Source organism: Bradyrhizobium huanghuaihaiense, assembly GCF_025200885.1.
GTDB classification, from domain to species: domain Bacteria; phylum Pseudomonadota; class Alphaproteobacteria; order Rhizobiales; family Xanthobacteraceae; genus Bradyrhizobium; species Bradyrhizobium huanghuaihaiense.
Window position 1 is genome coordinate 2,030,465 of record NZ_CP104172.1, and the last position, 21,201, is coordinate 2,051,665.

The 21,201-nt window shown below is 63.1% G+C and carries 21 protein-coding genes; 10 read left to right on the plus strand and 11 right to left on the minus strand.

Annotated features, from left to right (window positions below; genetic code table 11):
• Positions 1-190: 190 nt before the first annotated feature.
• From N2603_RS09610 to msrA, 3 genes are all read right to left on the minus strand, one after another.
• A complete protein-coding gene (locus tag N2603_RS09610) occupies positions 191-355 on the minus strand; it encodes a DUF3309 family protein (protein ID WP_018641496.1) in 165 nt (54 codons plus the stop codon).
• A gap of 118 nt (positions 356-473) precedes the next feature.
• Positions 474-893: a peptide-methionine (R)-S-oxide reductase MsrB gene (gene msrB / locus N2603_RS09615; RefSeq protein WP_018641495.1), complete on the minus strand. Its 420-nt coding sequence runs from the start codon at positions 891-893 to the stop codon at positions 474-476.
• A gap of 44 nt (positions 894-937) precedes the next feature.
• Positions 938-1,642, minus strand: coding sequence for a peptide-methionine (S)-S-oxide reductase MsrA (gene msrA / locus N2603_RS09620; protein ID WP_260388533.1), 705 nt, complete (start codon positions 1,640-1,642; stop codon positions 938-940).
• A gap of 250 nt (positions 1,643-1,892) precedes the next feature.
• Here msrA and N2603_RS09625 point away from each other — a divergent pair, with 250 nt between their 5' ends.
• A complete protein-coding gene (locus N2603_RS09625) occupies positions 1,893-3,578 on the plus strand; it encodes a caspase family protein (RefSeq protein ID WP_260388534.1) in 1,686 nt (561 codons plus the stop codon).
• A 231-nt stretch (positions 3,579-3,809) separates the two neighbouring features.
• Here N2603_RS09625 and N2603_RS09630 read toward each other — a convergent pair whose 3' ends face one another.
• From N2603_RS09630 to napE, 6 genes are all read right to left on the minus strand, one after another.
• Positions 3,810-4,925, minus strand: coding sequence for an ATP-dependent DNA helicase (locus N2603_RS09630; RefSeq protein WP_026311764.1), 1,116 nt, complete (start codon positions 4,923-4,925; stop codon positions 3,810-3,812).
• Positions 4,926-5,025: 100 nt separating this feature from the next.
• Positions 5,026-5,679 (minus strand): NapC/NirT family cytochrome c, encoded by a 654-nt coding sequence (locus N2603_RS09635; protein ID WP_260388535.1) that lies wholly within the window; start codon positions 5,677-5,679, stop codon positions 5,026-5,028.
• Positions 5,676-6,146, minus strand: a complete 471-nt coding sequence (locus N2603_RS09640) for a nitrate reductase cytochrome c-type subunit (protein WP_260388536.1) — start codon at positions 6,144-6,146, stop codon at positions 5,676-5,678. The genes N2603_RS09635 and N2603_RS09640 overlap by 4 nt, the downstream gene beginning before the upstream one ends.
• Entirely contained in the window at positions 6,143-8,656 is a 2,514-nt protein-coding gene (gene napA / locus N2603_RS09645; RefSeq protein ID WP_260388537.1) for a nitrate reductase catalytic subunit NapA, read from the minus strand. The genes N2603_RS09640 and napA overlap by 4 nt, the downstream gene beginning before the upstream one ends.
• 16 nt (positions 8,657-8,672) lie before the next feature.
• Positions 8,673-9,002, minus strand: a complete 330-nt coding sequence (locus N2603_RS09650; RefSeq protein ID WP_260388538.1) for a chaperone NapD — start codon at positions 9,000-9,002, stop codon at positions 8,673-8,675.
• Positions 9,003-9,029: 27 nt separating this feature from the next.
• The gene (gene napE, locus N2603_RS09655; RefSeq protein WP_018641487.1) at positions 9,030-9,215 is read right to left on the minus strand and encodes a periplasmic nitrate reductase, NapE protein; all 186 of its coding nucleotides are present in this window, start codon (positions 9,213-9,215) and stop codon (positions 9,030-9,032) included.
• 267 nt (positions 9,216-9,482) lie between these two features.
• Between napE and N2603_RS09660 the strand changes: the two genes are divergently transcribed.
• Complete coding sequence (locus N2603_RS09660) at positions 9,483-10,688, plus strand: LLM class flavin-dependent oxidoreductase (protein WP_260388539.1); 1,206 nt, start codon at positions 9,483-9,485, stop codon at positions 10,686-10,688.
• Positions 10,689-10,902: 214 nt separating this feature from the next.
• Complete coding sequence (locus N2603_RS09665) at positions 10,903-11,397, plus strand: septal ring lytic transglycosylase RlpA family protein (protein ID WP_018641484.1); 495 nt, start codon at positions 10,903-10,905, stop codon at positions 11,395-11,397.
• A 180-nt stretch (positions 11,398-11,577) separates the two neighbouring features.
• Here the strand turns inward: N2603_RS09665 and N2603_RS09670 are convergent, their stop codons facing one another.
• Entirely contained in the window at positions 11,578-11,739 is a 162-nt protein-coding gene (locus N2603_RS09670; protein WP_260388540.1) for a hypothetical protein, read from the minus strand.
• A 502-nt stretch (positions 11,740-12,241) separates the two neighbouring features.
• On the opposite strand from N2603_RS09670, the gene N2603_RS09675 reads away from it, so the two are divergent.
• The 4 genes from N2603_RS09675 to N2603_RS09690 all read left to right on the plus strand — a co-directional run bounded on the left by N2603_RS09675 (position 12,242) and on the right by N2603_RS09690 (position 16,620).
• Entirely contained in the window at positions 12,242-12,976 is a 735-nt protein-coding gene (locus tag N2603_RS09675) for a hypothetical protein (RefSeq protein WP_260388541.1), read from the plus strand.
• A gap of 210 nt (positions 12,977-13,186) precedes the next feature.
• Positions 13,187-13,612 carry a YybH family protein gene (locus N2603_RS09680; RefSeq protein WP_260388542.1) on the plus strand — a complete coding sequence of 142 codons (426 nt, stop codon included), beginning with the start codon at positions 13,187-13,189 and terminating at the stop codon, positions 13,610-13,612.
• Between the two features lie 92 nt (positions 13,613-13,704).
• The gene (locus N2603_RS09685) at positions 13,705-14,487 is read left to right on the plus strand and encodes a helix-turn-helix transcriptional regulator (protein WP_260388543.1); all 783 of its coding nucleotides are present in this window, start codon (positions 13,705-13,707) and stop codon (positions 14,485-14,487) included.
• A gap of 156 nt (positions 14,488-14,643) precedes the next feature.
• Positions 14,644-16,620 carry an adenylate/guanylate cyclase domain-containing protein gene (locus tag N2603_RS09690; RefSeq protein WP_260388544.1) on the plus strand — a complete coding sequence of 659 codons (1,977 nt, stop codon included), beginning with the start codon at positions 14,644-14,646 and terminating at the stop codon, positions 16,618-16,620.
• A gap of 389 nt (positions 16,621-17,009) precedes the next feature.
• Here the strand turns inward: N2603_RS09690 and N2603_RS09695 are convergent, their stop codons facing one another.
• Positions 17,010-18,122, minus strand: a complete 1,113-nt coding sequence (locus tag N2603_RS09695) for a helix-turn-helix transcriptional regulator (RefSeq protein ID WP_260388545.1) — start codon at positions 18,120-18,122, stop codon at positions 17,010-17,012.
• Positions 18,123-18,406: 284 nt separating this feature from the next.
• Here N2603_RS09695 and N2603_RS09700 point away from each other — a divergent pair, with 284 nt between their 5' ends.
• The 3 genes from N2603_RS09700 to N2603_RS09710 all read left to right on the plus strand — a co-directional run bounded on the left by N2603_RS09700 (position 18,407) and on the right by N2603_RS09710 (position 21,194).
• Positions 18,407-19,573: a cytochrome P450 gene (locus N2603_RS09700; protein WP_260388546.1), complete on the plus strand. Its 1,167-nt coding sequence runs from the start codon at positions 18,407-18,409 to the stop codon at positions 19,571-19,573.
• 545 nt (positions 19,574-20,118) lie between these two features.
• Positions 20,119-21,069: a sulfonate ABC transporter substrate-binding protein gene (locus N2603_RS09705; protein ID WP_260388547.1), complete on the plus strand. Its 951-nt coding sequence runs from the start codon at positions 20,119-20,121 to the stop codon at positions 21,067-21,069.
• A 2-nt stretch (positions 21,070-21,071) separates the two neighbouring features.
• The gene (locus tag N2603_RS09710) at positions 21,072-21,194 is read left to right on the plus strand and encodes a hypothetical protein (protein WP_260388548.1); all 123 of its coding nucleotides are present in this window, start codon (positions 21,072-21,074) and stop codon (positions 21,192-21,194) included.
• The last annotated feature ends 7 nt before the right edge of the window (positions 21,195-21,201 follow it).

Below are 21,201 nucleotides of genomic sequence, written 5' to 3' on the forward strand. Positions count from 1 at the left end.
CTGGGGCTTTAAGCGCGTGGGGTTTGGGAGGGCAGGGGCCACCGTCGGGTGGGCCCGCCGCACATGTCATTTTCGCCCCCTAATATAGGCCGTTTTGACAGAAATGCGACCCCCGCGATGCGAGATGATGAATCAACGCATGGCAGCCCCGCAGCCGCATAAACATAAGTTATTTCAATGGCTTATTGGGTTAAACTTTGCCAGCAAGCAGCAGCACGATCAGCACCACCAGAACGACCCCGCCAATGCCCATGCCGGAATGGCCGAGGCCATAGCCGTAGCCGCCGAACCGGCCGGACAGGCCGCCGACGAGATAGATGATCACCAGGATGATCAGGACGGTCCCAAGGGTCATGGCATCCTCCCTGGCGGCCCGCCGGAATGCGCTAATCGGCGCACCGCCAAGGAACCGCCAAGGAAGAAAAGCACATCGCGCCGTCGGGTTCCATGGGGGAACCCGACGGCGCGCTGGGTTATTTGGGCTCGAGCTTCAGCGCCGCGGAGTTGATGCAGTAGCGCAGGCCGGTCGGACCGGGGCCGTCGGGGAAGACGTGGCCGAGATGGCCGCTGCACTTGGAGCAGAGCACCTCGGTGCGGATCATCCCGTGGCTGACATCCCGCTCCTCGTCGATATGACTCTCGACCGCAGGCGCGGTGAAGCTCGGCCAGCCGCAGCCGGAATCGAATTTGGCGTCGGATTCGAACAGAACGTTGCCGCAGCCGGCGCAGACATAGGTACCTGCGCGAGGGTCGTGCTCATATTCGCCGGTGAAGGGACGCTCGGTCGCCTTCTCGCGCAGCACCGCGTACTGCATCGGCGTCAATTCGCGCCGCCACTGCTCTTCGCTCTTGATGACCTTGTCGTCGGTGGTTTTCGCCTTGGTGTCGGGCATGGGTCTCCCGTTTCTTCAGTGATCTTGCTTCGATGATCTCGCGATCAGTTGGTGGCCTTGCTGGCATTCACCAGCGTCGGCTTCTCGATGTAGTTATCCGCGAACAGCTTTTTCAGGTTCTCGACCTTGGGCAGGTCGTTATAGGCGATGTAGGGCTGGTTCGGGTGCAGCGTCAGATAATCCTGATGATAGGCCTCCGCCGGATAGAACGCCTCCAGCGCGCCGACCTTGGTCACGATCGGCTTGCCGAACACCTTGGCGCCGTTGAGCTGGGCGATATAGGCCTCCGCCACCTTCTTCTGCTCGTCGGAGGTGGTGAAGATCGCCGAGCGATATTGCGTGCCGATGTCGGGGCCCTGGCGGTTGAGCTGGGTCGGGTCGTGCACCACCGAGAAGTAGATCTGGAGGATCTTTCCGTAAGAGATCTTCTTCGGGTCGTATTTGATCTCGACCGATTCCGCATGGCCGGTCCGGCCGCCCGAGACGGTCTGGTAGTCGGCGGTCGCCTTGGTGCCGCCGGCATAGCCGGAGACCGCGTTGACGACGCCCGCGGTGTGCTGGAATACGCCCTGCACGCCCCAGAAGCAGCCGCCGGCGACCACCGCGGTCTGGATGCCGCTCGCCGGGCTTGCGTCCACGGCCGGGGCGGGGATCACGACGGCGTCCTCGGCGGCCCGGGACGGCACGGCAAAGGCCAGTGTCGCGGCGGCGGTGGCGGCGAGCAGGGTCAGGAGGGCAGGACGACGCATGGCGGAGCCTCTTTGGCGGAAGGTTGCGACAGTCTAGGTCGGTTGGCACCGGGCGAACAGCCTGCCCGGCCGCATTTCAGTCACTGGAGATACGGGGGCAGGGACCGATTGTTACGCCGATACGGACACGAGTCTGTGAAAGACGCGGGTTGAAACAGCCGGCTTGGCAGGGTTGGGAACTCCGCGGTAGATGAACCCGCGCGATCGACGATCGACCTAAAAAAGTGGTGGCTGGAGCTGGCCTGACAACATGCTGCGCGTCGTTTCCCTGACCCTCGTCACCCTGATCGCCAGTGTCGCCGTTGCTTCGGCAGACCAAGTCAGCGACGATCTCGCCATCTGCCGCGACCGCCAGGCCGACATGCAGGTCCGCGCACCGGCCTGCGACAATCTGCTCAACGCCGATCGCCTCACCGGCAAGGACAAGGCCGTCGCGCTGTCCGTGCGCGGCAACACCCTGATCAACAAGCGCGACTACGTCCACGCCATCGAGACCCTGTCCATGGCCGTCGATCTCGATCCTGACTACGTCATTGCGCTCAACCTGCGCGGCCTCGCCTATGAGCGCAAGGGCCAGGACGACCTCGCGATGGCCGACTACAACCTCGCGCTCCAGAAGCGGCCGACCTATGGCGTGCCCTACAACAATCGCGGCGTGATCCAGCTGCGCCGTGGCGCGCTGCAAAGCGCGCTCGACGATTTCAACCTGTCGATCAAGTACACGCCGAAATTTCTGCTTGGCTGGACCAATCGCGCCCGCGTGCGCACGCTGATGAAGGATTTCAACGGCGCGATCGCCGACTTTGCGGAAGCCGAGAAGATCGATCCGGCCGCGCCTCAGATCGTAAGCAACCGCTGCATCACCTGGGGCATGATGGGCAAGTTTGAGCAGGCTTTTGCCGACTGCAACGGCCTGATCCAGAAGCAGCCCAGGAACGTCTTCGCGATCAACAATCGCGCCGACGTCGCGATGATGAAGGGCGATCTCGACGCCGCGCTGAAGGACTACAACACGGCGATCGAGATCAATCCCAACAATGTCCGGGCCCATTCCGGCCGGGGCCAGATCTACGAGCGGAGGAAGGATCTCGCCCAGGCTAGAGCCGACTATCGCGCGGCGGCCTACTCGCTGACGAGGTTCGACGAGATCGACGTCGCGCGCGCCCGCGCCATCGCGCAGGAGCGGCTCGCCGCGCTGACGCCGCAGACCCCAGCGGGCACGCCCAGCGGGCGCCGCGTCGCGCTGGTGATCGGCAACGGCGCCTACAAGAACGTGCACGCCTTGCCCAATCCGCCGCGCGACTCGAAATTGATCGCGAGCGTGCTGAAGGATGTCGGTTTCCAGACCGTGATCTCCGTCAGCGATCTCACCCGCGACAAGTTCTTCGACGCGCTCAAGACCTTCGCGGAGGAGGCGGAGAAGGCCGACTGGGCCGTGGTCTATTACGCCGGCCACGGCTTTGAGATCGGCGGGGTGAACTATCTCGTCCCCGTCGATGCCAAGCTCGCCGCCGACAAGGACGCCGAGACGCAGGCCGTCGCGCTGGAGCAGGTCATCGCCGCAGTCGGTGCCGCGCGAAAAATGCGGCTCGTGGTCCTCGATGCCTGCCGCGACAATCCGTTCGCGCCGGCCATGCAGCGCACGCTGTCGCTGAAGCTGGTCGACAAGGGTTTTTCCAACATCGAGCCCGGCGCCGGCTTCATGGTGGTCTATGCCGCCAAGCACGGCGAGACCGCGATGGATGGCGACGGTGCCGCCAACAGCCCGTTCGCCACCGCGCTCGCCCGCGAGATCAGGGAGCCGAAGGTCGAGATCCGAAAGCTGTTCGACATCGTCCGCGACGACGTCTGGGCCGCGACCAAGCACGAGCAGCAGCCGTTCACGTATGGCTCGCCGCCGGGCCGCGAGGATTTTTATTTTGTTGCGGGGAAGTGAGGCTTTGGAGGGAGGCCGTAGCCCTGATGGAGCGCAGCGAAATCCGGGAATCGCGATCGCGGATCCAACCCCGGATTACGCTGCGTTCCATCCGGGCTACAAGTGCCGTACGGTGGGCAAAGGTGCCGTAGGGTGGGCAAAGCGAAGCGTGCCCACGCGTTTTATTTGCTTATGGAAAGAGATCGTGGGCACGGCGCGCTGCGCCTTTGCCCACCCTACGGCAGCGGAGTTCTAGACGACGATACTCAACCTTTTCGCCGCCCGCGTGATCCCCGTATACAGCCAACGCGCCCGGCTCTCCCCAAACGCAAAACTCTCGTCGAACAGCACGACGTCGTCCCATTGCGAGCCTTGCGACTTGTGCACGGTCAGCACGTAGCCGTAATCGAACTCGTCATAGGGCTTGCGCTGCTCCCAGGCGATCTGCTCGATGCCGCCCTCGAAGCAGTCGGCGCGCACGGACACCTTGGTCACCTTGTGCCCGAAATCCTCGTCCGGCGACAGCCGCATGGAGAGGATGCGCGATTTCGAGCGCGAGGTGTTGCGCGACTTCACGCGCCACAGGCCGCCGTTGAACAGGCCTTTCTTGCGGTTGTTGCGCAGGCACACCAGCTTGTCGCCGGCAACCGGAAAGACATCCTCGATGTTCTGGCGCTGGCGCACCCGCATGTTGTATGCGCGCCGCGTGTTGTTGCGCCCGACCAGGACCTGGTCGGCGCCCATGACGCGATCGGGGTCGAGTTCTTTCCGCGACACCACTTCGCTCTCGCCGTAGCGGCCGATGTCGAGCTCGCGGCCCTCGCGGACGTCCATCGACATCCGCACGATCGGGTCGTCCTGGGCCTGGCGGTGCACCTCGGTCAGCATCGCGTCGGGCTCTGAATTGGTGAAGAAGCCGCCGCCCTGGATCGGCGGCAGCTGCGCGGGGTCGCCCAGCACCAGCAGCGGGCAGTCGAACGACATCAGGTCGCGACCGAGCTCGGCGTCGACCATGGAGCATTCGTCGATCACGATCAGCTTGGCCTTCGAGGCCGGCGCGTCGTCCCACAATTCGAAGCTCGGCTGCTCCTCGCCGGATTCGCGGGCGCGGTAGATCAGCGAATGGATGGTGGAGGCCTCGTCGCAGCCCTTGTTGCGCATCACGAGGGCCGCCTTGCCGGTGAAGGCGGCGAATTTCACCTCGCCGTCCACGCCCTCGGCGATATGCCGCGCCAGCGTGGTCTTGCCGGTGCCGGCGAAGCCGAACAGGCGGAAGACGGGCGGCGTGCCGCCCCGTCCCGGTTTGGCTTTGAGCCAATCGCCGACGGCCTTGAGCGCGGCATCCTGATGCGGGGTGAAAGTGGCCATGTCTGTCTTGAGGAGGGGCGAAACGAGGCGATTCGCCATCCCCCAAAACTAACCATTCGCCCCGCCGGTTCAAGCGGGGCGAATCCGGCTGACCGCGCCCCTACTGCCAGCCCGGAACGCCACGCATATCCGGCAGCTGGTGGGCGATGCCCTTGTGGCAGTCGATGCAGGTCTTTTCCTTGGTGAACAGGAAGCGCTGGTGCGCGACCGAGGCCCGCGGCGACTGCTTGGTGATGTCCATGGAATCGGCGCTGTGGCAGTTGCGGCATTCCAGGGAGTCATTGGCCTTGAAGCGCGCCCATTCATGCGCGGCGAGCTCGAGCCGGTGATCCAGGAATTTCTCGCGCGTGTCGATCGTGCCAAAGATCTTGCCCCAGACCTCCTTGGAGGCCTGCATCTTGCGCGCGATCTTGTCGGTCCAGTTGTGCGGCACGTGGCAGTCCGGGCAGGTCGCGCGCACGCCGGAGCGGTTGGTGAAGTGGATGGTCGACTTCAGCTCGGCGAAGACGTTGTCCTTCATCTCGTGGCAGCCGGTGCAGAACTTCTCGGTGTTGGTGATTTCCAGCGCGGTGTTGAAGCCGCCCCAGAAGATCACGCCGGCCACGAAGCCCGCCAGCACCAGCGTGCCGAGCGCGAACACCGAGCTCGGGCGGGTCAGCACGCCCCAGAGCTCGAGCGCAAAATCCCAGCTTCGCGCGATGAAGCCGCGCTTGGTCTCCAGCTTCTCCTTGGGCTCGTCAGCAGTCGTCGTCATCGCCGGCCACCCGGGCTTGCGCGCGACAGCAGCGTGTCGATGTCCGTGAAATCGTTGCTGACGGGCGGACTGGCCGTGTTCTGCGGCACGTGGCATTCGGTGCAGAAGAAGCGGCGCGGCGAGATCGAGGCCAGGAACTGGCCGTCGCGGTCCATGAAATGCGTGATCGACACCATCGGCGCCTGCGATTCCGCGGTCCGCGCCCGCGCGTGGCAGGACAGGCATTTGTTGCCGTTGAGATCGATCTGGTAGCCGTCGATCGTGTGCGGGATGACGGGCGGCTGCTCCGGATAGTTGCGCACCTCCTTCTCGGACGTGTTGCGGTTGGGCAGCATCGGCGGCGCCGGGCCCTCGTCGTTGAGCGGCGCTGCGCCGCGCAGCCCGGAGGTCACCGTCTGCGCGGTCAGCGAGCTCGCGCCGGCGGCAATCGCGACCGCGAGCAGGGCGATACCAAATCGTTTCATCATGACAGGTTCACCCGCTCGATGCGCACGGCGCATTTCTTGAAGTCGGTTTGCAGCGAGATCGGATCGGTGGCGTCCAGCGTCACCTTGTTGATCAGCTTGGATTCGTCGAACCAGGGCACGAACACCAGGCCGCGCGGCGGCCGGTCGCGGCCGCGGGTCTCGACGCGGGCGCGGATGAAGCCGCGGCGCGAGACCACCTTCACTTCATCGCCGCGCCGCAGCTTCATGTCCTGCGCATCGTCCGGATGCATGAAGCAGACGGCCTCGGGGAACGCCTTGTACAGCTCGGGCACGCGGCGCGTCATCGTGCCGGAATGCCAGTGCTCCAGCACGCGGCCGGTCGAGAGCCAGTAGGGATAGTCGTTGTCGGGCGATTCCGCCGCCGGCTCGAAAGGCAGCGCGAAGATGCGCGCCTTGCCGTCGGGATAGCCGTAGAACTGCACGTCGGTGCCCTGCTTGACGTAGGGGTCGCTGCCCTCGCGGAAGCGCCACTTCGTCTCCTGGCCGTTGACCACGGGCCAGCGCAGGCCGCGCTCCCGGTGATAGGTGTCGAACGGCGCGAGGTCGTGGCCATGGCCACGGCCGAACTGGGCATATTCCTCGAACAGGCCCTTCTGCACGTAGAAGCCGAACGCCTTGGCTTCCTCGTTGGCGTAGCCTTGCTCGATCTCCGTCACAGGGAATTTGTCGACCTGGCCGTTCTTGTAGAGCACGTCGAACAGCGTCTTGCCGCGAACGTCCGGCTTCTTGGCGATCAGCTCCTCGGGCCAGACCTCCTCGATCTTGAAGCGCTTTGAAAATTCCATGAGCTGCCACAGGTCCGACTTGGCCTCGCCGGGCGCGGTGACGAGCTGGTGCCAGAACTGGGTGCGCCGCTCGGCGTTGCCGTAAGCGCCTTCCTTCTCCACCCACATCGCGGTCGGCAGGATCAGGTCGGCGGCGAGCGCCGTCACGGTCGGATAGGCATCCGAGACCACGATGAAATTGTCGGGGTTGCGGAAGCCCGGATAGGTCTCCTCGTTGACGTTGGGGCCGGCCTGCAGGTTGTTGTTGACCTGCACCCAATAGGCATTGATCAGGCCGTCCTTCAGCATCCGGCTCTGCAGCACGGCGTGTGCGCCGTTCTTGTCGGGAATGGTGCCTTCGGGCAGTTGCCAGATGTGCTCGGTCTTGGTGCGGTGCTCCTTGTTGGTCACGACCATGTCGGCGGGCAGGCGGTGCGAGAAGGTGCCGACCTCGCGCGCGGTGCCGCAGGCCGACGGCTGGCCGGTCAGCGAGAACGGGCTGTTGCCGGGCGAGGCGATCTTTCCGGTCAGAAGATGGATGTTGTAGACGAGGTTGTTGGCCCAGACGCCGCGGGTGTGCTGGTTGAACCCCATGGTCCAGAACGAGATCACCTTGGTCTTGGGATCGGCATAGAGCTCCGCCAGCGCCTCGAGCCGATTCAGCGGCACGCCGGACATCTTTGCGGCCTTCTCCAGCGTGTAGTCCGAGACGAACTTGACGTATTCGTCATAGCTCATGTCGGTGGAGTCGTTGGCCTTGGCTGCGCCGGTCGCCTTCTTCTGCAGCGGGTGCTCGGGCCGCAGGCCATAACCGATGTCGGTCTGCCCGCGCCTGAAGATGGTATGGGCGTTGACGAAGTCCTTGTTGACGCGGCCGGTCGTGATGATGTGGTTGGCGATGGCGTTGAGGATGTAGAGATCGGTCTGCGGCACGAACACCATGCCGATGTCGGCGAGGTCGAACGAGCGGTGCTCGAAGGTGGAGAGCACGGCGACGCGGACATGCGGCGCGGAGAGCCGGCGGTCGGCGAGGCGCGTCCACAGGATGGGGTGCATCTCCGCCATGTTGGAGCCCCACAGCACGAAGGCGTCGGTCGCCTCGATGTCGTCATAGCAGCCGGCCGGCTCGTCGATGCCGAAGGTGCGCATCATGCCGGCGACGGCCGAGGCCATGCAGTGCCGCGCATTGGGGTCGATGTTGTTGGTGCGGAAGCCGGCCTTGAACAGCTTTGACGCCGCATAGCCTTCCCAGATCGTCCACTGGCCGGAGCCGAACATGGCGACGCCGTTCGGCCCGCGCTTCTTGATCGCCTCCTTCCACTTCTGCTCCATGATGTCGAAGGCTTCGGTCCAGGACACAGGCGTGAAGTCGCCGTTCTTGTCGTACTTGCCGTTTGTCTTGCGCAGCATCGGCTGGGTCAGGCGGTCGTGGCCGTACATGATCTTGGAGAGGAAGTAGCCCTTGACGCAGTTGAGGCCGCGATTGACCTCGGCCTTGATGTCGCCATGGGTGGCGACGACGCGGTTGTCCTTGGTCGCGACCATCACCGAGCAGCCGGTGCCGCAGAAGCGGCAGGCGGCCTTGTCCCATTTCAATTCGCTCACCTCGCGCTCGGCGGCGAGGTTGGCGGCGAGCGCCGGCGCCGGGAGCCCGGCAGCGGCCGCGGCGATCGCGGCAGCCTCGAGCTTCAGCATCTGGCGGCGGTCGAGCTTCGGCGATGTCATGATGGCTCTTCCTGACTCAGGCGGTTTCGATGGCGTGGAAGACCAGCGCCGCGGAATAGACGTGTCGCAGCGACTGGATGGTGTTGAGCATGGTGCCGAGGCTGCCGGCATCGGGTGCTTCGGTGACCACGATGAGCTTGCCGCGTTCGTCGCGCACGTGGATCTCGCAGCCGGGCATCGCCGTGATCTCGGCTTCGACCTCGGCGAGCTTTTCGGGGCGCGCCTGCACGATGATACTGGCGATCTCGGCGCCCGGCGGCGGCACGATTCGGTCGGCGCCGAGCACGCGGCCGGTGATCAGGGCGCGGCGGTTGAGTTTGGCTCTGGTGACTCTGGCTTGGGCCATGATGCCTGTCTTTCGCTGTTCGGACGATCAATGCGCGGAGGTCGGCGGGCCGGGAGGGCCGGCAAACATCTGGTAGATCCAGACGCCGAGCCCGTAGGAGCCGACCGTTCCGACCGCGAGGACGGGCATCACGACCGCGGTCAGGAACAGGAACGCAAAAATCTCCATGCGCTTACGGCGCACGCGCGAAGTCGTGTCGTCAGGGGCCGACATATTCGGTCTCTTCGGGATGGTATGGGAATCATCGGGACGGCATCCGGGCCGTTGCCTTGCAGCACTTTTGCTGCAATTGGGCCGCCGCGGCGTTGATCTGGATCAATCTCTCGACTTGCGCGGATGTCGCAGCGGCGGCGCCGGGGCGGGCATGCGTGGCCATATCAGGCCCGGGATCATTCTCCCGCACGGTGGAATTGCCGCTCCGTAGACAGCTCCGCCTCACACTTTACGATGACCTCAACAACAATAAGCGGGAGAGGCGTCATGAAGTTCGGCATCTTCTACGAGCTGCAGCTGCCGCGGCCCTGGGTGGCCGGCGACGAGCTCGCGCTCTACCAGAATGCCCTCTCGCAGATGGAACTCGCCGACCGGCTCGGCTACGACCACGCCTGGGTGGTCGAGCATCACTTCCTCGAGGAATATTCCCACTCGCCTTCGCCGGAATCCTTCCTCGCCGCCGCCAGCCAGCGCACGAAGCGCATCCGCCTCGGCCACGGCATCCTCCAGCTCACCACCAACCATCCGGCGCGCGTCGCCGAGCGCGTCGCGGTGCTCGACCTGCTCAGCAACGGCCGCTGCGAGTTCGGCATGGGCGAGAGCGCGTCCATCACCGAGCTCACGCCGTTCGGCCGCGACATGGAGACCAAGAAGGAGGTGTTCGAGGAGGCCGTCGCCGCGATCTTCCCGATGTTCAAGGACGCAGGCAGCGAGCATCACGGCAAGTATTTCGACATCCCCTTGCGCAACGTCGTGCCGAAGCCCGTGCAGAAGCCGCATCCGCCGCTGTGGATGGCCTGCTCGCAACTGCCGACCATCGAGCGCGCCGGCCGCCACGGTTTTGGTGCGCTCGGTTTTCAGTTCGTCAGTGCCGATGCCGCGCACGCCTGGGTGCATGCTTACTACAATGCGATGACCAAGCGGCTGCACAAGCTCGCGGACTACGAGATCAACCCGAACATGGCGCTGGTGTCGTTCTTCATGTGCGCGAAGACCGACGAAGAGGCGCGAGCGCGCGCCGACGGCGCCACCTTCTTCCAGTTCGCGCTGCGCTACTACGGCGCCGCGCAAAATCGCCAGCGTCCCGCGCCCTACACCGTCAACATGTGGGACGAGTACAACAAGTGGAAGCGCGATAACCCGGAAGCGCAGGAGGCGGCGCTGCGCGGCGGCCTGATCGGCTCGCCCGAGACGATCCGAAGGAAGCTGAAGCGCTTCCAGTCTTCGCATATCGATCAGGTCATCCTGCTAAATCAAGCGGGCAAGAACAGCCACGAACACATCTGCGAATCGCTGGAGTTGTTTAGTCGCGAAGTGATGCCGGAGTTCCAGAACGATCCGGCACAAGCTGCGTGGAAGCAAGGCGTGATGAGCGGTGAGATCAAGCTGGAAGAAATTGACACTGAGGCTTTTACGGATCGCTACGGCAAGCTCGCGATCAATGTCGCCCCAGTGAAAGCAGCGGCGGAATAGGCCGCTCGTCAGGTCATGTTGCTGACGCAATCTCTGTCTTAACCGGCGACAACGTAAAACACTGCGTGGGAACCATTTTGGTTCGCACAACGGTTCCATAGCCAAGGGGTTGGCACGAACCCGTAAAAATCCGGCGCAAGCTTCATGAACGCTTTCGCGTTCGCTTGCCCTGTTTGCGGGGACGGGAACCGGTCGACGAAAAAACACAGGAGTTATGATGCTGTTCCGCTCGAGCGCCGCACTTTGCGGCGCCCTGATTGCGCTTGCCGTTTCTGTCAACGTTGCTCGAAGTGAAACGCGTGGGGGTCACGCAAACGCCGTCGTCGATGCCGCCTCCGGGGAGGCGGTCGTTGGCGCTGCATCCACGTACAATCCGTTCAAGCCCGGCAAGGAGGAGGGCGGTCCGAAGACAGCCTCCGGCGAGCGCTATGATCCCTCCGATTGGGCGGCTGCGATCAAGACGACCTTGCGTCGGAAATTCGGTGGAGTGCTATTTGGTGCGAGGCCGAAATTTGCGTTGGTCGAGGCCGTCGGCAAGAAGGTCATCGTCAAGATCAATGACGTGGGACCACTCAGGCCCGGCCGCATCATCGACTTCAACGAGCGGACGATGCGCCATTTCGATCCAAGCCTGGAGCGCGGAGTCATCAAGGACGTGAAAGTCAGCCCGCTTGCAGGGGACAACTGGACACTGGGGCCGGTGGGCTGATCATCCTGCGCGGAAGAGGTCGTGTACGTCGATCAGCGGGGCCACTTTGATGGCTCCCGCACCGCGGGTGACTTCCGACCCGCAACGGATGTGGCAGACATGAAAAGCTGGACGCGGGCGGTCTCAAGTCCTGAGCTTCGATGGCTCTGACAATCGCATCACGGACTGACGCGGTCGCCTCTAGCTCCTGCCGTACTGGTCTTGATCGTAGGACTGCAGGATCCGGACGAAATCAGCCATGCTGGATCGATCCAGGTTTTCGGCAAAAGCCACAACCTCGGTATGGGATGTGGACTGGTTCCCTTGCCAAAACCGCATCAGGAGATCGGCGATGTTTCTCATGGCGTACTCTCTGCAGTTAGCCGTGGCAGTCCGCCTGGTCGAGGAAGGCCGGCGGGCATTACGCCGCCGACCCTGCTCCGCAACTGCCGGCCCGCAAGACCGGTTCCGTTGCTTTTCACTCTGGACTTATTGGTAGCATCAGGCCCTCGATTGGCGCCATTGCGCAGGGGTATGAAGGGGACATACCTAGGTAGGCTTGGGCTTGGACTGGTGAATCGGAATTAGTCGACCAGCTGTCGGCTTCCGTTGATGGCTCGCAGCCCACCTGCCAACCGCTTCTCAATGTCGGAAGCTCCGAACTCCTTTTGGGGTTCGTTCCGGCGCAGCAAAGAAGATGCATCGCGTTGCCACCGGGGCGCTACTGGGCGGGCCTTGCATTCGCCCGACGGTTCCTCGCTACCCGCGCACAATGAATCCATGGCTCCGCCAGATTTGAGCCGCATGGCGGCCCATCTCGCCGAGAAGGGTCATGCCGGTGGGGGCGCAACACCGGGAGTTTTCGATGTCCGGTCATTTGCGACTTTGTCAGGCGAGTTTGGTTCTTGTTGGGGTTCTGGCCGCGCAACCTGCGTTCTCCGACCCATTTGCCGATCTTTTCAATAGCCCTGCGCGCGAGCCGGCGGCGACCGCTCCGGCGCAGGCCGAATGCTTGTCGCGGCCCGGTAACTCGGCCGGTGCGGACCAGCACTGGGTCTATCGGCGAGACCAGGGCCGCAGATGCTGGTTCCTGACCGAGCATGTCAGCACGGTGAAAAAGCCGGCTTATCGTCGCGTGGCCCATCGCCGCGCCAATCCTGTCGAGAACGAAACTGCGCCGCCCAGGCGGCGGATCTCGGTCGTTGATGCGCGCGCCGAGTTGGCGCGCTCCGCACCGGCAGAGGGCGTCGAGCCGCCGCAGCCTCCACGCGAGGTCAAGGTCGCTGATGCCGCTTTCGTTGTCGATACGAGCACGACGCCCTCGATGTCGGCCGCGGCCGCTACCCCTGCCCCTCTTCCAGCCGGCCAGCTCACGCCCGAGAACGCCGCGCCCGCCATAGGGGATGTGCAAAAGCTTGGTGCGCCCGCAAGCGACGCCGCCTCTATCCAGGTGCCACCGGTGAGCCTCCGCGTTGCGGAGGCGGCCGACGAGGGGGGCTGGATGGCAACCTGGGTGGGCCTGCTGCTGATGGCCTTGGGAATTGGCTCTGTCTTAAGCTCGAGCCGCGCGCTGCGCGATATCGTGCTGTTGCGCCATTGAGCGAATTCGCGGCCGGCTCTCGGTTCTTCGGCGGACACTTGTCACGCCGGTCATCTCGTTTGCCGCATCCTGCATCTCGTCAATATGGCTTACGGTAATCCTCCGGTGTTGCTGTTTCGTCAAACGCGGTCTGGGATGCGGCATTCAACGCATCCCCTGTGGTGCAACGGCCGCGCTGCATTCGAGTCGTAGATTGAGTTGGAGGTGATTATGCGCAACATCGGGTTGGTGATTGTATTTGTGATCGCACTGGCGGCTCCGGCATTGGCACAGAAGCCCGAGATTGAAGCGATCAATGCCAAATTTGTTGAATTGTTCAACAAGGGCGATTTCTCCGGCATTGCCTCGCTCTATAGCGACGATGCGATCGTGCTGCCGCCCGGTTCTTCGATGGTGCAGGGTCGAGCAGCCATCGAGGGAATGTGGAAAAGCATGGCGGAGCAGGTCGGCGATCCCAAGCTCGCGACTGTTGACGTGAAGGCGCTTGGCCCTTTGGCGGCGCGCGAGATCGGCACGTTTGCTCTGAAGACCAAGGCGCCGACGCCGCAGGACGTGACCGGGAAGTACGTCGTTGTTTGGGAAAAGGTCGGAAATGACTGGAAGCTCACCACCGACATATGGAACGATGGCAAGTAGACCGCTCGTAGGCGGACTTGAGGCCGCCGCGGCTTCCGTCGATATCCCGTTGCTGCTATCCTTTCGCAAAACAACGTCTGACAGAGGAAGCGATGCGGTCCCACGGGACAGGCTCAGGGTTGGCGGCGGGTGATGTCACGTCCGCGGTGCTTGCCATCGGCCGCTCCGATTTCCCAAAAATCCTGATCGATACCCTGCGCCGGCAGGCGGACGTCGGTCACTGCATGGTGTTCGCGCTGACGCGCGCCGGCTTGGCGAGCTGCCTGCTCGATGCCGGCAACATCCCGATCGGCGGCGATCTCGGCGCGGCCTATGCCGGCCAGTTCCACGAATCCGATCCCAACCGTGATGCGCTATTCGAAGGCGAGGGCGGCGCGCCGATCATGCTGCCGACATTCGCGCCGCGCATGTACGGCGCGCGTTACCGAAAAATCTTCTTCCAGGATTCCGGCATCGTCGACAAATGCGCGACCGCGATCTGGACCGGCGACACCTGCTTCTACGTCAACTTTTATCGCATCGCCGCGCAGGGCCGTTTCAGCGCCGCGCAGCGCGACCGGCTCGAGGCCATCGCACCGGCGATCGCGGCAAGCGTCGCCCGTCATTTTCAGGAGAGGACAACGTCCGACCAGTCTCTCGCCGCCGTGTTCGCAACGCGCGCGCCGCTCTCCGCGCTGACGCCGCGCGAGCAGGAGGTCTGCCGGCGTATCCTCGAAGGCTTCAGCTCCGAAGCTATCTCGCAAGGACTCGGCATCAGCCTGCATTCGACCCTGACCTACCGCAAGCGCGCCTATGAGCGGCTCGGCATCTCTTCGCAGAATGAATTGTTTGCGATCGTGCTGCGGCTGCTGGCCGGGCCCGGCAGCTTGAACTGAGGGATACTCCGAGCCTGCAATCTCTGCTTCCGGGAGCAAAGCGGACACGCAGCCCGCCCCCGAGGCCGTCGCCTTGTGACCCAATTGCGGCATCAGCCCGTATGGGCATCTCAGGTGGCCTGTTGTACAACATCGCGTCTAGGTTGGATCGCAGGCATGGTGCAAGAGCGGCCGGACCGGGTCGAGCGCAGGTTGTCGGCGATATTGGTCGCCGACGTGACTGGTTATTCGCGGCTCATGCACCAAGACGAAGAGGTCACGCATGCCAAACTGACGGCTCTCCTGATGGAAGCTGTCCATCCCGCAATTGCCGAGCACGGCGGTCGCATCGTGAAGAACACCGGCGACGGGTTGTTGGCAGAGTTTCCAAGCGCAGTCGAAGCAGTTCGAAGCGCTGTACAGTTCCAGGCTCGCGTCCATGAACTGACGATCGGAGATGCTGAAGATAGGCGCATTGCGTTTCGCGTGGGTATCAATATCGGCGACATCATCGTCGAGCCCCACGACATCTTTGGAGATGGCGTCAACATTGCGGCGCGGTTGGAGGGTATCGCAGAACCGGGCGGCATCTGCGTCTCGGCTTCTGCTTACGATCAAGTCCAGGGGAAGGTCGGCGTTGAGTTCGCCGATCTGGGCGAGCAGAATCTCAAGAATATCGATCGAGCGGTGCGGGCCTATGCCGTAGTTCGGGATGGACCTGGCCCGGCCGCCCAGGCCGAATGCGCGCGACGGGGCGCGCTTTCAAGGCCTGGTCATGCGGGTCGGATGCGAGTGCGTCTGATGCCTGTCCGCGGCGTGCTTGCCTCGATTGTCGCCGTCGGTGCGGTGGCCGGCGGCCTCGTCCTCTTGAAGATGATCCGCACTGACGTCTTACGGGAAGGGCAAAACACACAAAAGGAAGCAGCGGTCAGGCCCGATATCGCTCCCCGCTTGTCCCTTGTCGTCCTGCCGTTCGCGAACCTCAACAACGATCCCGAGCAGGACTATTTCGCGGACGGTATTACGACTGACCTGACGACCGACCTCGCACAGATGCCCGGTACATTTGTGATCGGGCGCGGGACGGCCTTTACCTATAAGAACAAGCAGGTCGATCTCAAAACCCTCGGCAAGGACCTTGGCATTCGCTGGGCCGTCCAAGGCTCCGTGCAGCGGGCCGGCGATCAGGTCCGGATGAATGTGTCGCTTGCCGACTTGTCAACCGGCCGCGACGTCTGGTCGGACCGCTTCGACAGTGATCGGACGAATCTTGCCGCCCTGCAGGAGCAGGTCACGGCTCGGCTCGCCCGCTCTCTCAACGTCCAACTCGTCCAGGCTGAAAGCCGGCGCAGCCAAATGGACCAATCAAGGAATCCAGATGCGGTGGATTTCAGCATGCGTGGCTGGGCGAAACTCTATGAACCCCGGATCAGGTCGACCAACGCACAGGCCAAAGACATGTTCGACAGCGCGCTGCGCCTCGATCCGGACAACGTCGATGCAATGCTCGGGAAAGCGTGGTGCATAGCCCATGACGTGATCTACGGATGGTCAACGTCCGCCGTTGAGGACAAAAAGACCGCGATCAAATTACTCGATCAAGTTATTGCAAAACGCCCGGCCACCGCAAACGCGTACATAGGCAAGGGAAATATCTTGAACTACGGAGATCCTCAGATAGCATTACCTGAATACGACGCAGCTCTGGAAGTTGATCCCAATTCGCCTGTCGCCTATGCATCCAAGGGGATCGCACTTATTACGGCGGGACGCGCGCGGGAAGCGTTTGCGCCTGTTCAGATTGCGTTGCGCCTAAGCCCCAAGGATCCTGCCGCTAGTACTTGGCGCTTTTTCCTTTGTCATGCTCACGTGCATCTGCACCAATATAGCGAAGGCATTGAGGAATGCAGGCGCTCGATCAATTTGAACAAACTAGACTGGTTTCCCTATGTGGATCTGATTTCAGCATATGGAGCTACTGGTAAGTCGGAAATGGCCCAGCAAATGGTGGCCGAATTGAATGCAATCAGACCGGACTTCACGGTCCAATGGTTCCAGAGAATAGGCTACGCACGGTCGAGCAATCCGCAGTTTCGTCGTGAGTACGACGACATTGTCGAGGGACTTAGAAGAGCGGGCGTTCGTGAGCAATGAGGGGCCTGCGCAGGCGTAAGCCTCTCTGCCTTCCGCGGAAGTGACCGTTGCGCTATACGGAAAGTTGCGACCGATAGGGCGCGGTCAGCAGCAGCATGAAAAGCGCTCTTTCCGCCTGGTACTTTGCGGCAGGTCGACTGGATTCCCGGCCTCGCATCACGACCACGCCCTGGACGGTGCAGACGCTCCAGTTCCATTTCCTCCGCCTGCGCCGTGCCAGGGTCACTTCGAAAATCGGAAACTCCGGTGTCACCATCCCCGCCGCTTCTCGTCAGGCATCCAATTTGGGCGGAGTTGAACCCGGAGGGCCGATTTGTGTCTTCACCCATTTGGGTGAAGAGGAGCTTGCTTATACCAGGTAGATCTGATCCGGCTGGAGGAGTCCGGCTTCAGTTTTTTAGCGGCAATTTGGGGATGGCACCGAAGAGCGCAGCTGCGCTCTTCTGGTTGCGCGTTCCCGTCTTGGCAAGCACTGCCTTGATCTGCGTGCGGATCGTTTCGCGACTTAGCCCGTGATGCGCCGCGATGTCGCCGATCGTCTGTCCTTGCGCGATTCCGCGGGCAACGCGCGCCTCGCTGGGGGTGAGATCGAACAGGCCCCGAATGAGCGCCAGGCTCGGCGCCTGGGAGGCGGTGACTGGCGTCGCAACAAGGAGGCCAACCGCCCCATCGAACAAATCGCGCGCTTCACCCGGCATCGGGACGAGATGAAGGACCACCCGGTCAAGATCGCTTGTGCGACGCACGGCGAAGGAGCACACGGCTTTGTCCGGCGAATCCAGCTGAGCCAAGCCGGCGCGCAGCAGGGTGTCGGCCGCGCGGTCCCTGATGGCGATCCGGTCCTTCGGCAACCAGTGCAGAACGTCCGTCATGCCTTCGATCAAGGCGTTCGCTGCCAGAACCCGTCCGGAGCGCGCAATCGCGAGGGCTGGCAAGCCGACGAGCGACAACGCCTCGGTCGCCGCCCGCATCCGGGTGAGACGCCAGCGCGTCGACAGCAGAGCTGCCCGCGCGAGATGGGGGCGAAACCGGTCGAGAAAATCGAGATCCTGCCGCGAAAAAGCGGGGCGGCCCGCCAATCTCTCCATATGGAACACGATGATCTCACCGGAAGGGCTGCGGACGGCCGTCGCGCAAGCGTGCTCGAAGCCCCATTTCTTATTCCATTCCACCCGATAGGGATCGCGCTCCCATTCTTCCGGCGAAAACGCCTCATGCTCGCCGACGAAGCCGGGATGATCAAGCGCCAGGAGTCTCGGGGTCGTCTCCGTCCGGCTTGAGAGGTCGCTACGCAGGAACGCCGAGAATGCCTCGCGGATCGACGGCGACGTCACCACACCATTCCAGACACCGGACCACTGATCGGAGTCCGTGGTGATCATGACCATTCCATGCGCACCTGCGGCATGAGCGATTTCCTCCAGGACGTCCGGCCAGAGCTCCGGGACAGTCGCGGCCTCATGGATCCGATCCACAATCTGCTCGAAATCGATGCCCGTCATTGCCGCGCTGGACCCATCAGATTCGACCGATCTTTCAAACGCGCGGCGTGCATTGCTGCATGAACCTTCGTGCTTCGCTCGTCCAAGGCATTTGATACCCCCCTTCAGCGGAACTCAATTGCTACTTTTTCCCGGGTTGGCCCAGATGGACGCCTAGCAGAAATCATGTCCATATTTTAACTATTTGAGGGTCTTAGCAGGCCGCCTGTCCCAATCGCTGGGGACAGACGGCGACCTACGAAGGCGCTAGCCTTGGCATCGAGGAGACAACAAGGGAGCGAGCCTTGAGCACCGCGCCGCGCATCGACATCGACCCTGCTTCGTTCTGGGCCGATCCCTATCCGATGCTCGCAAAGATGCGAAAGGAAGCGCCGATCGCTTTCGTGCCGCAGCTCGGCTCGACGCTGCTGACGAGCCGCGACGACATCTCGATCTCCGAGAAGCAGATCGACGTGTTCTCCTCGCACCAGCCCGCCGGCCTGATGAACCGGCTGATGGGTCACAACATGATGCGCAAGGATGGCGAGGCGCATCAGATCGAGCGGCGCGCGATGTTCCCGACGATCTCACCGAAGACGGTGAAGGGCTACTGGACTGCGCTGTTCCAGGCCCATGCCGATCGCATCCTCGACGCGATCGGGCCGGGGCGGATCGACTTCATGCGCGACTTCGCGCTGCCGTTCTCCGGCGAATGCCTGAAATCGATCACCGGCCTCACCAATATCGGCTTTGAGGACATGGACGCGTGGTCGCAGGGCATGATCGAGGGCATCGCCAACTATGCCGGCGATCCCGCGGTCGAGGCGCGCTGCCACGCCGCGACGTCGGGCATCGATGCGGCGATCGACGACATCCTGCCGGTGATGCGCGAGCATCCCGACCAGAGCATTTTGGGCGTGCTCCTTGCCTCGGGCATGGCCATGGAGAGTGTGCGCGCGAATGTAAAACTCGCGATATCGGGCGGCCAGAACGAGCCGCGCAAGGCGATTGCCGGCACGGTGTGGGCGCTGCTCACCCATCCCGACCAGCTCGATCTGGTCCTGCGCGGTGAGGTGACCTGGCTCCAGGCCTTTGAGGAATATGCCCGTTGGATCTCGCCGATCGGCATGTCGCCGCGTCGCATCGCAAAGCCGTGGACTATCCGCGATGTCGCATTCGAAACCGACGAGCGCGTGTTCCTGATGTTCGGCTCCGCCAACCGCGATGAGAAGCATTTTGAGCGCGCAGACGAATTCGATGTGAGACGCGACACCACCAAAAGCGTTGCCTTCGGCGCCGGCCCACACTTCTGCGCCGGCGCCTTCGCTTCGCGCGCCATGATCGCCGACGTCGCGCTGCCGACATTGTTCGCCCGCGCGGGGCGTATCGAGATCGCCGATGACGAGCCGGTGCGGATCGGCGGCTGGGCGTTCCGCGGACTGCAGAATTTGCCGGTGAGGTGGGTGCACTAGGACGGCCCATGCCTGCGCGCACCGGGGACCGTGGCACGCATCCCATCATACGTTCGGTGTCATCGCCCGCGCAGGCGGGCGATCCAGTATTCCAGAGGCAGTGCGAGGATACGGAGAGGCTGCGGCGTACTGGATTCCCCGCTTTCGCGGGGAATGACAGCGGAGCTGGAAGACCCTTCGCGCCATAGCAACTCCCAGTCCCCGATCATGCCATTATGCCCCTGTTTTGCCCGACGGGTCAAACGAGCTTCGGATAATACGTAAGCCATTGTTTTCGCATACCCCGGCTACTGTGCATGGGGTTGTTTTGCGACTTTTTTGTTCAGGCCGTCAGGGCCCCGGACCGAATCCGGATGGCTCTCACATTCGCGTGCGGAAAAATTCCGTCTGCATCGTCGCGGCCGCTTGAAAGATTAATCATGCACTCGGCCACACGCGCAGTGCTCGCATCGCTATTTTTCTGCACGTCTCGACACCTCCGATAAGGCGCACCATCATTCCCGAACGCAGATGAAATGACGGCCGCATGCGGCCGGGAGTGTGGAATGCAGCGTCGGGACTTTCTGAAACTGTCGATTGGAACAGCAGCCGCCGCTGCCTTCGCGTCACCTGCCATCGCACAAGGCGCGGTGAAGGAAATTCGTATCGGCTACCAGAAGAACGGCGTGCTGGTCATCACGCGCCAGCAGGCCGCCCTGGAAAAACATTTCGCGGCCCAGGGCATCGAGGTGAAATGGGTCGAGTTCTCCTCAGGTCCCCCGATGATGGAGGCGATGAATGTCGGCAGCGTCGATTACGGCGCCGTCGGCGATTCCCCGCCGGTGTTCGCCCAGGCCGCGGGCGCCGCGATCGTCTATGCCGCGGGACAGCCGATCACCAACGGCCAGGGCATCCTGGTGCCGAAGGATTCGCCGATACGCTCCATCGCCGAACTGAAGGGCAGGCGCGTCGGCTTCACCAAGGGCTCGAGCGCCCACAACATCGTGGTGCAGACGCTGGAGAAGGCGGGCCTCACCTATGCAGACATCACCCCGGTCTACCTGACCCCGCCGGACGCCGGCCCGGCCTTCGCCAATGGCAGCATCGAGGCCTGGGCCATCTGGGATCCTTACTTCGCGATCGGCGAGACCAAGCAGAACGGCCGCATCCTGATCAACGCGCGCGAGGTCACCAAGGCCAACTCGTTCTACATCGCCAATCGCGACTTCGCGAAGAACCACGGCGCCATCCTGCAGCAGATCGTCGACGTCACCACCGCGACCGCCAAATGGGCCGAGCTGCATCGCGATGACGTGGCAAAGTCCCTCGCCGCCGTCACCGGCATCCCCCTGGATATCCAGACCATCGCCGCCAACCGCTCGTCCTTCGTGGTCGGTCCCGTCACCGACGACATCGTCGCGACCCAGCAGGGCGTCGCCGACCGCTTCTACAAGCTCGGCCTGATCCCGAAGCCGATCGTCATCCGCGACATCGTCTGGCGCAATCCGGCAGCCTGACCGTGCCGACCGATCTTCCCATCTCAAAAGGTCTGAACATGAAGCGCATCGTTCAACGCTTGATCGCAGCCATCGTCATGTCGATCGGCATCGTCGCGGCCGCCGTCGGCACGACCTACGGCTAGGGGCACA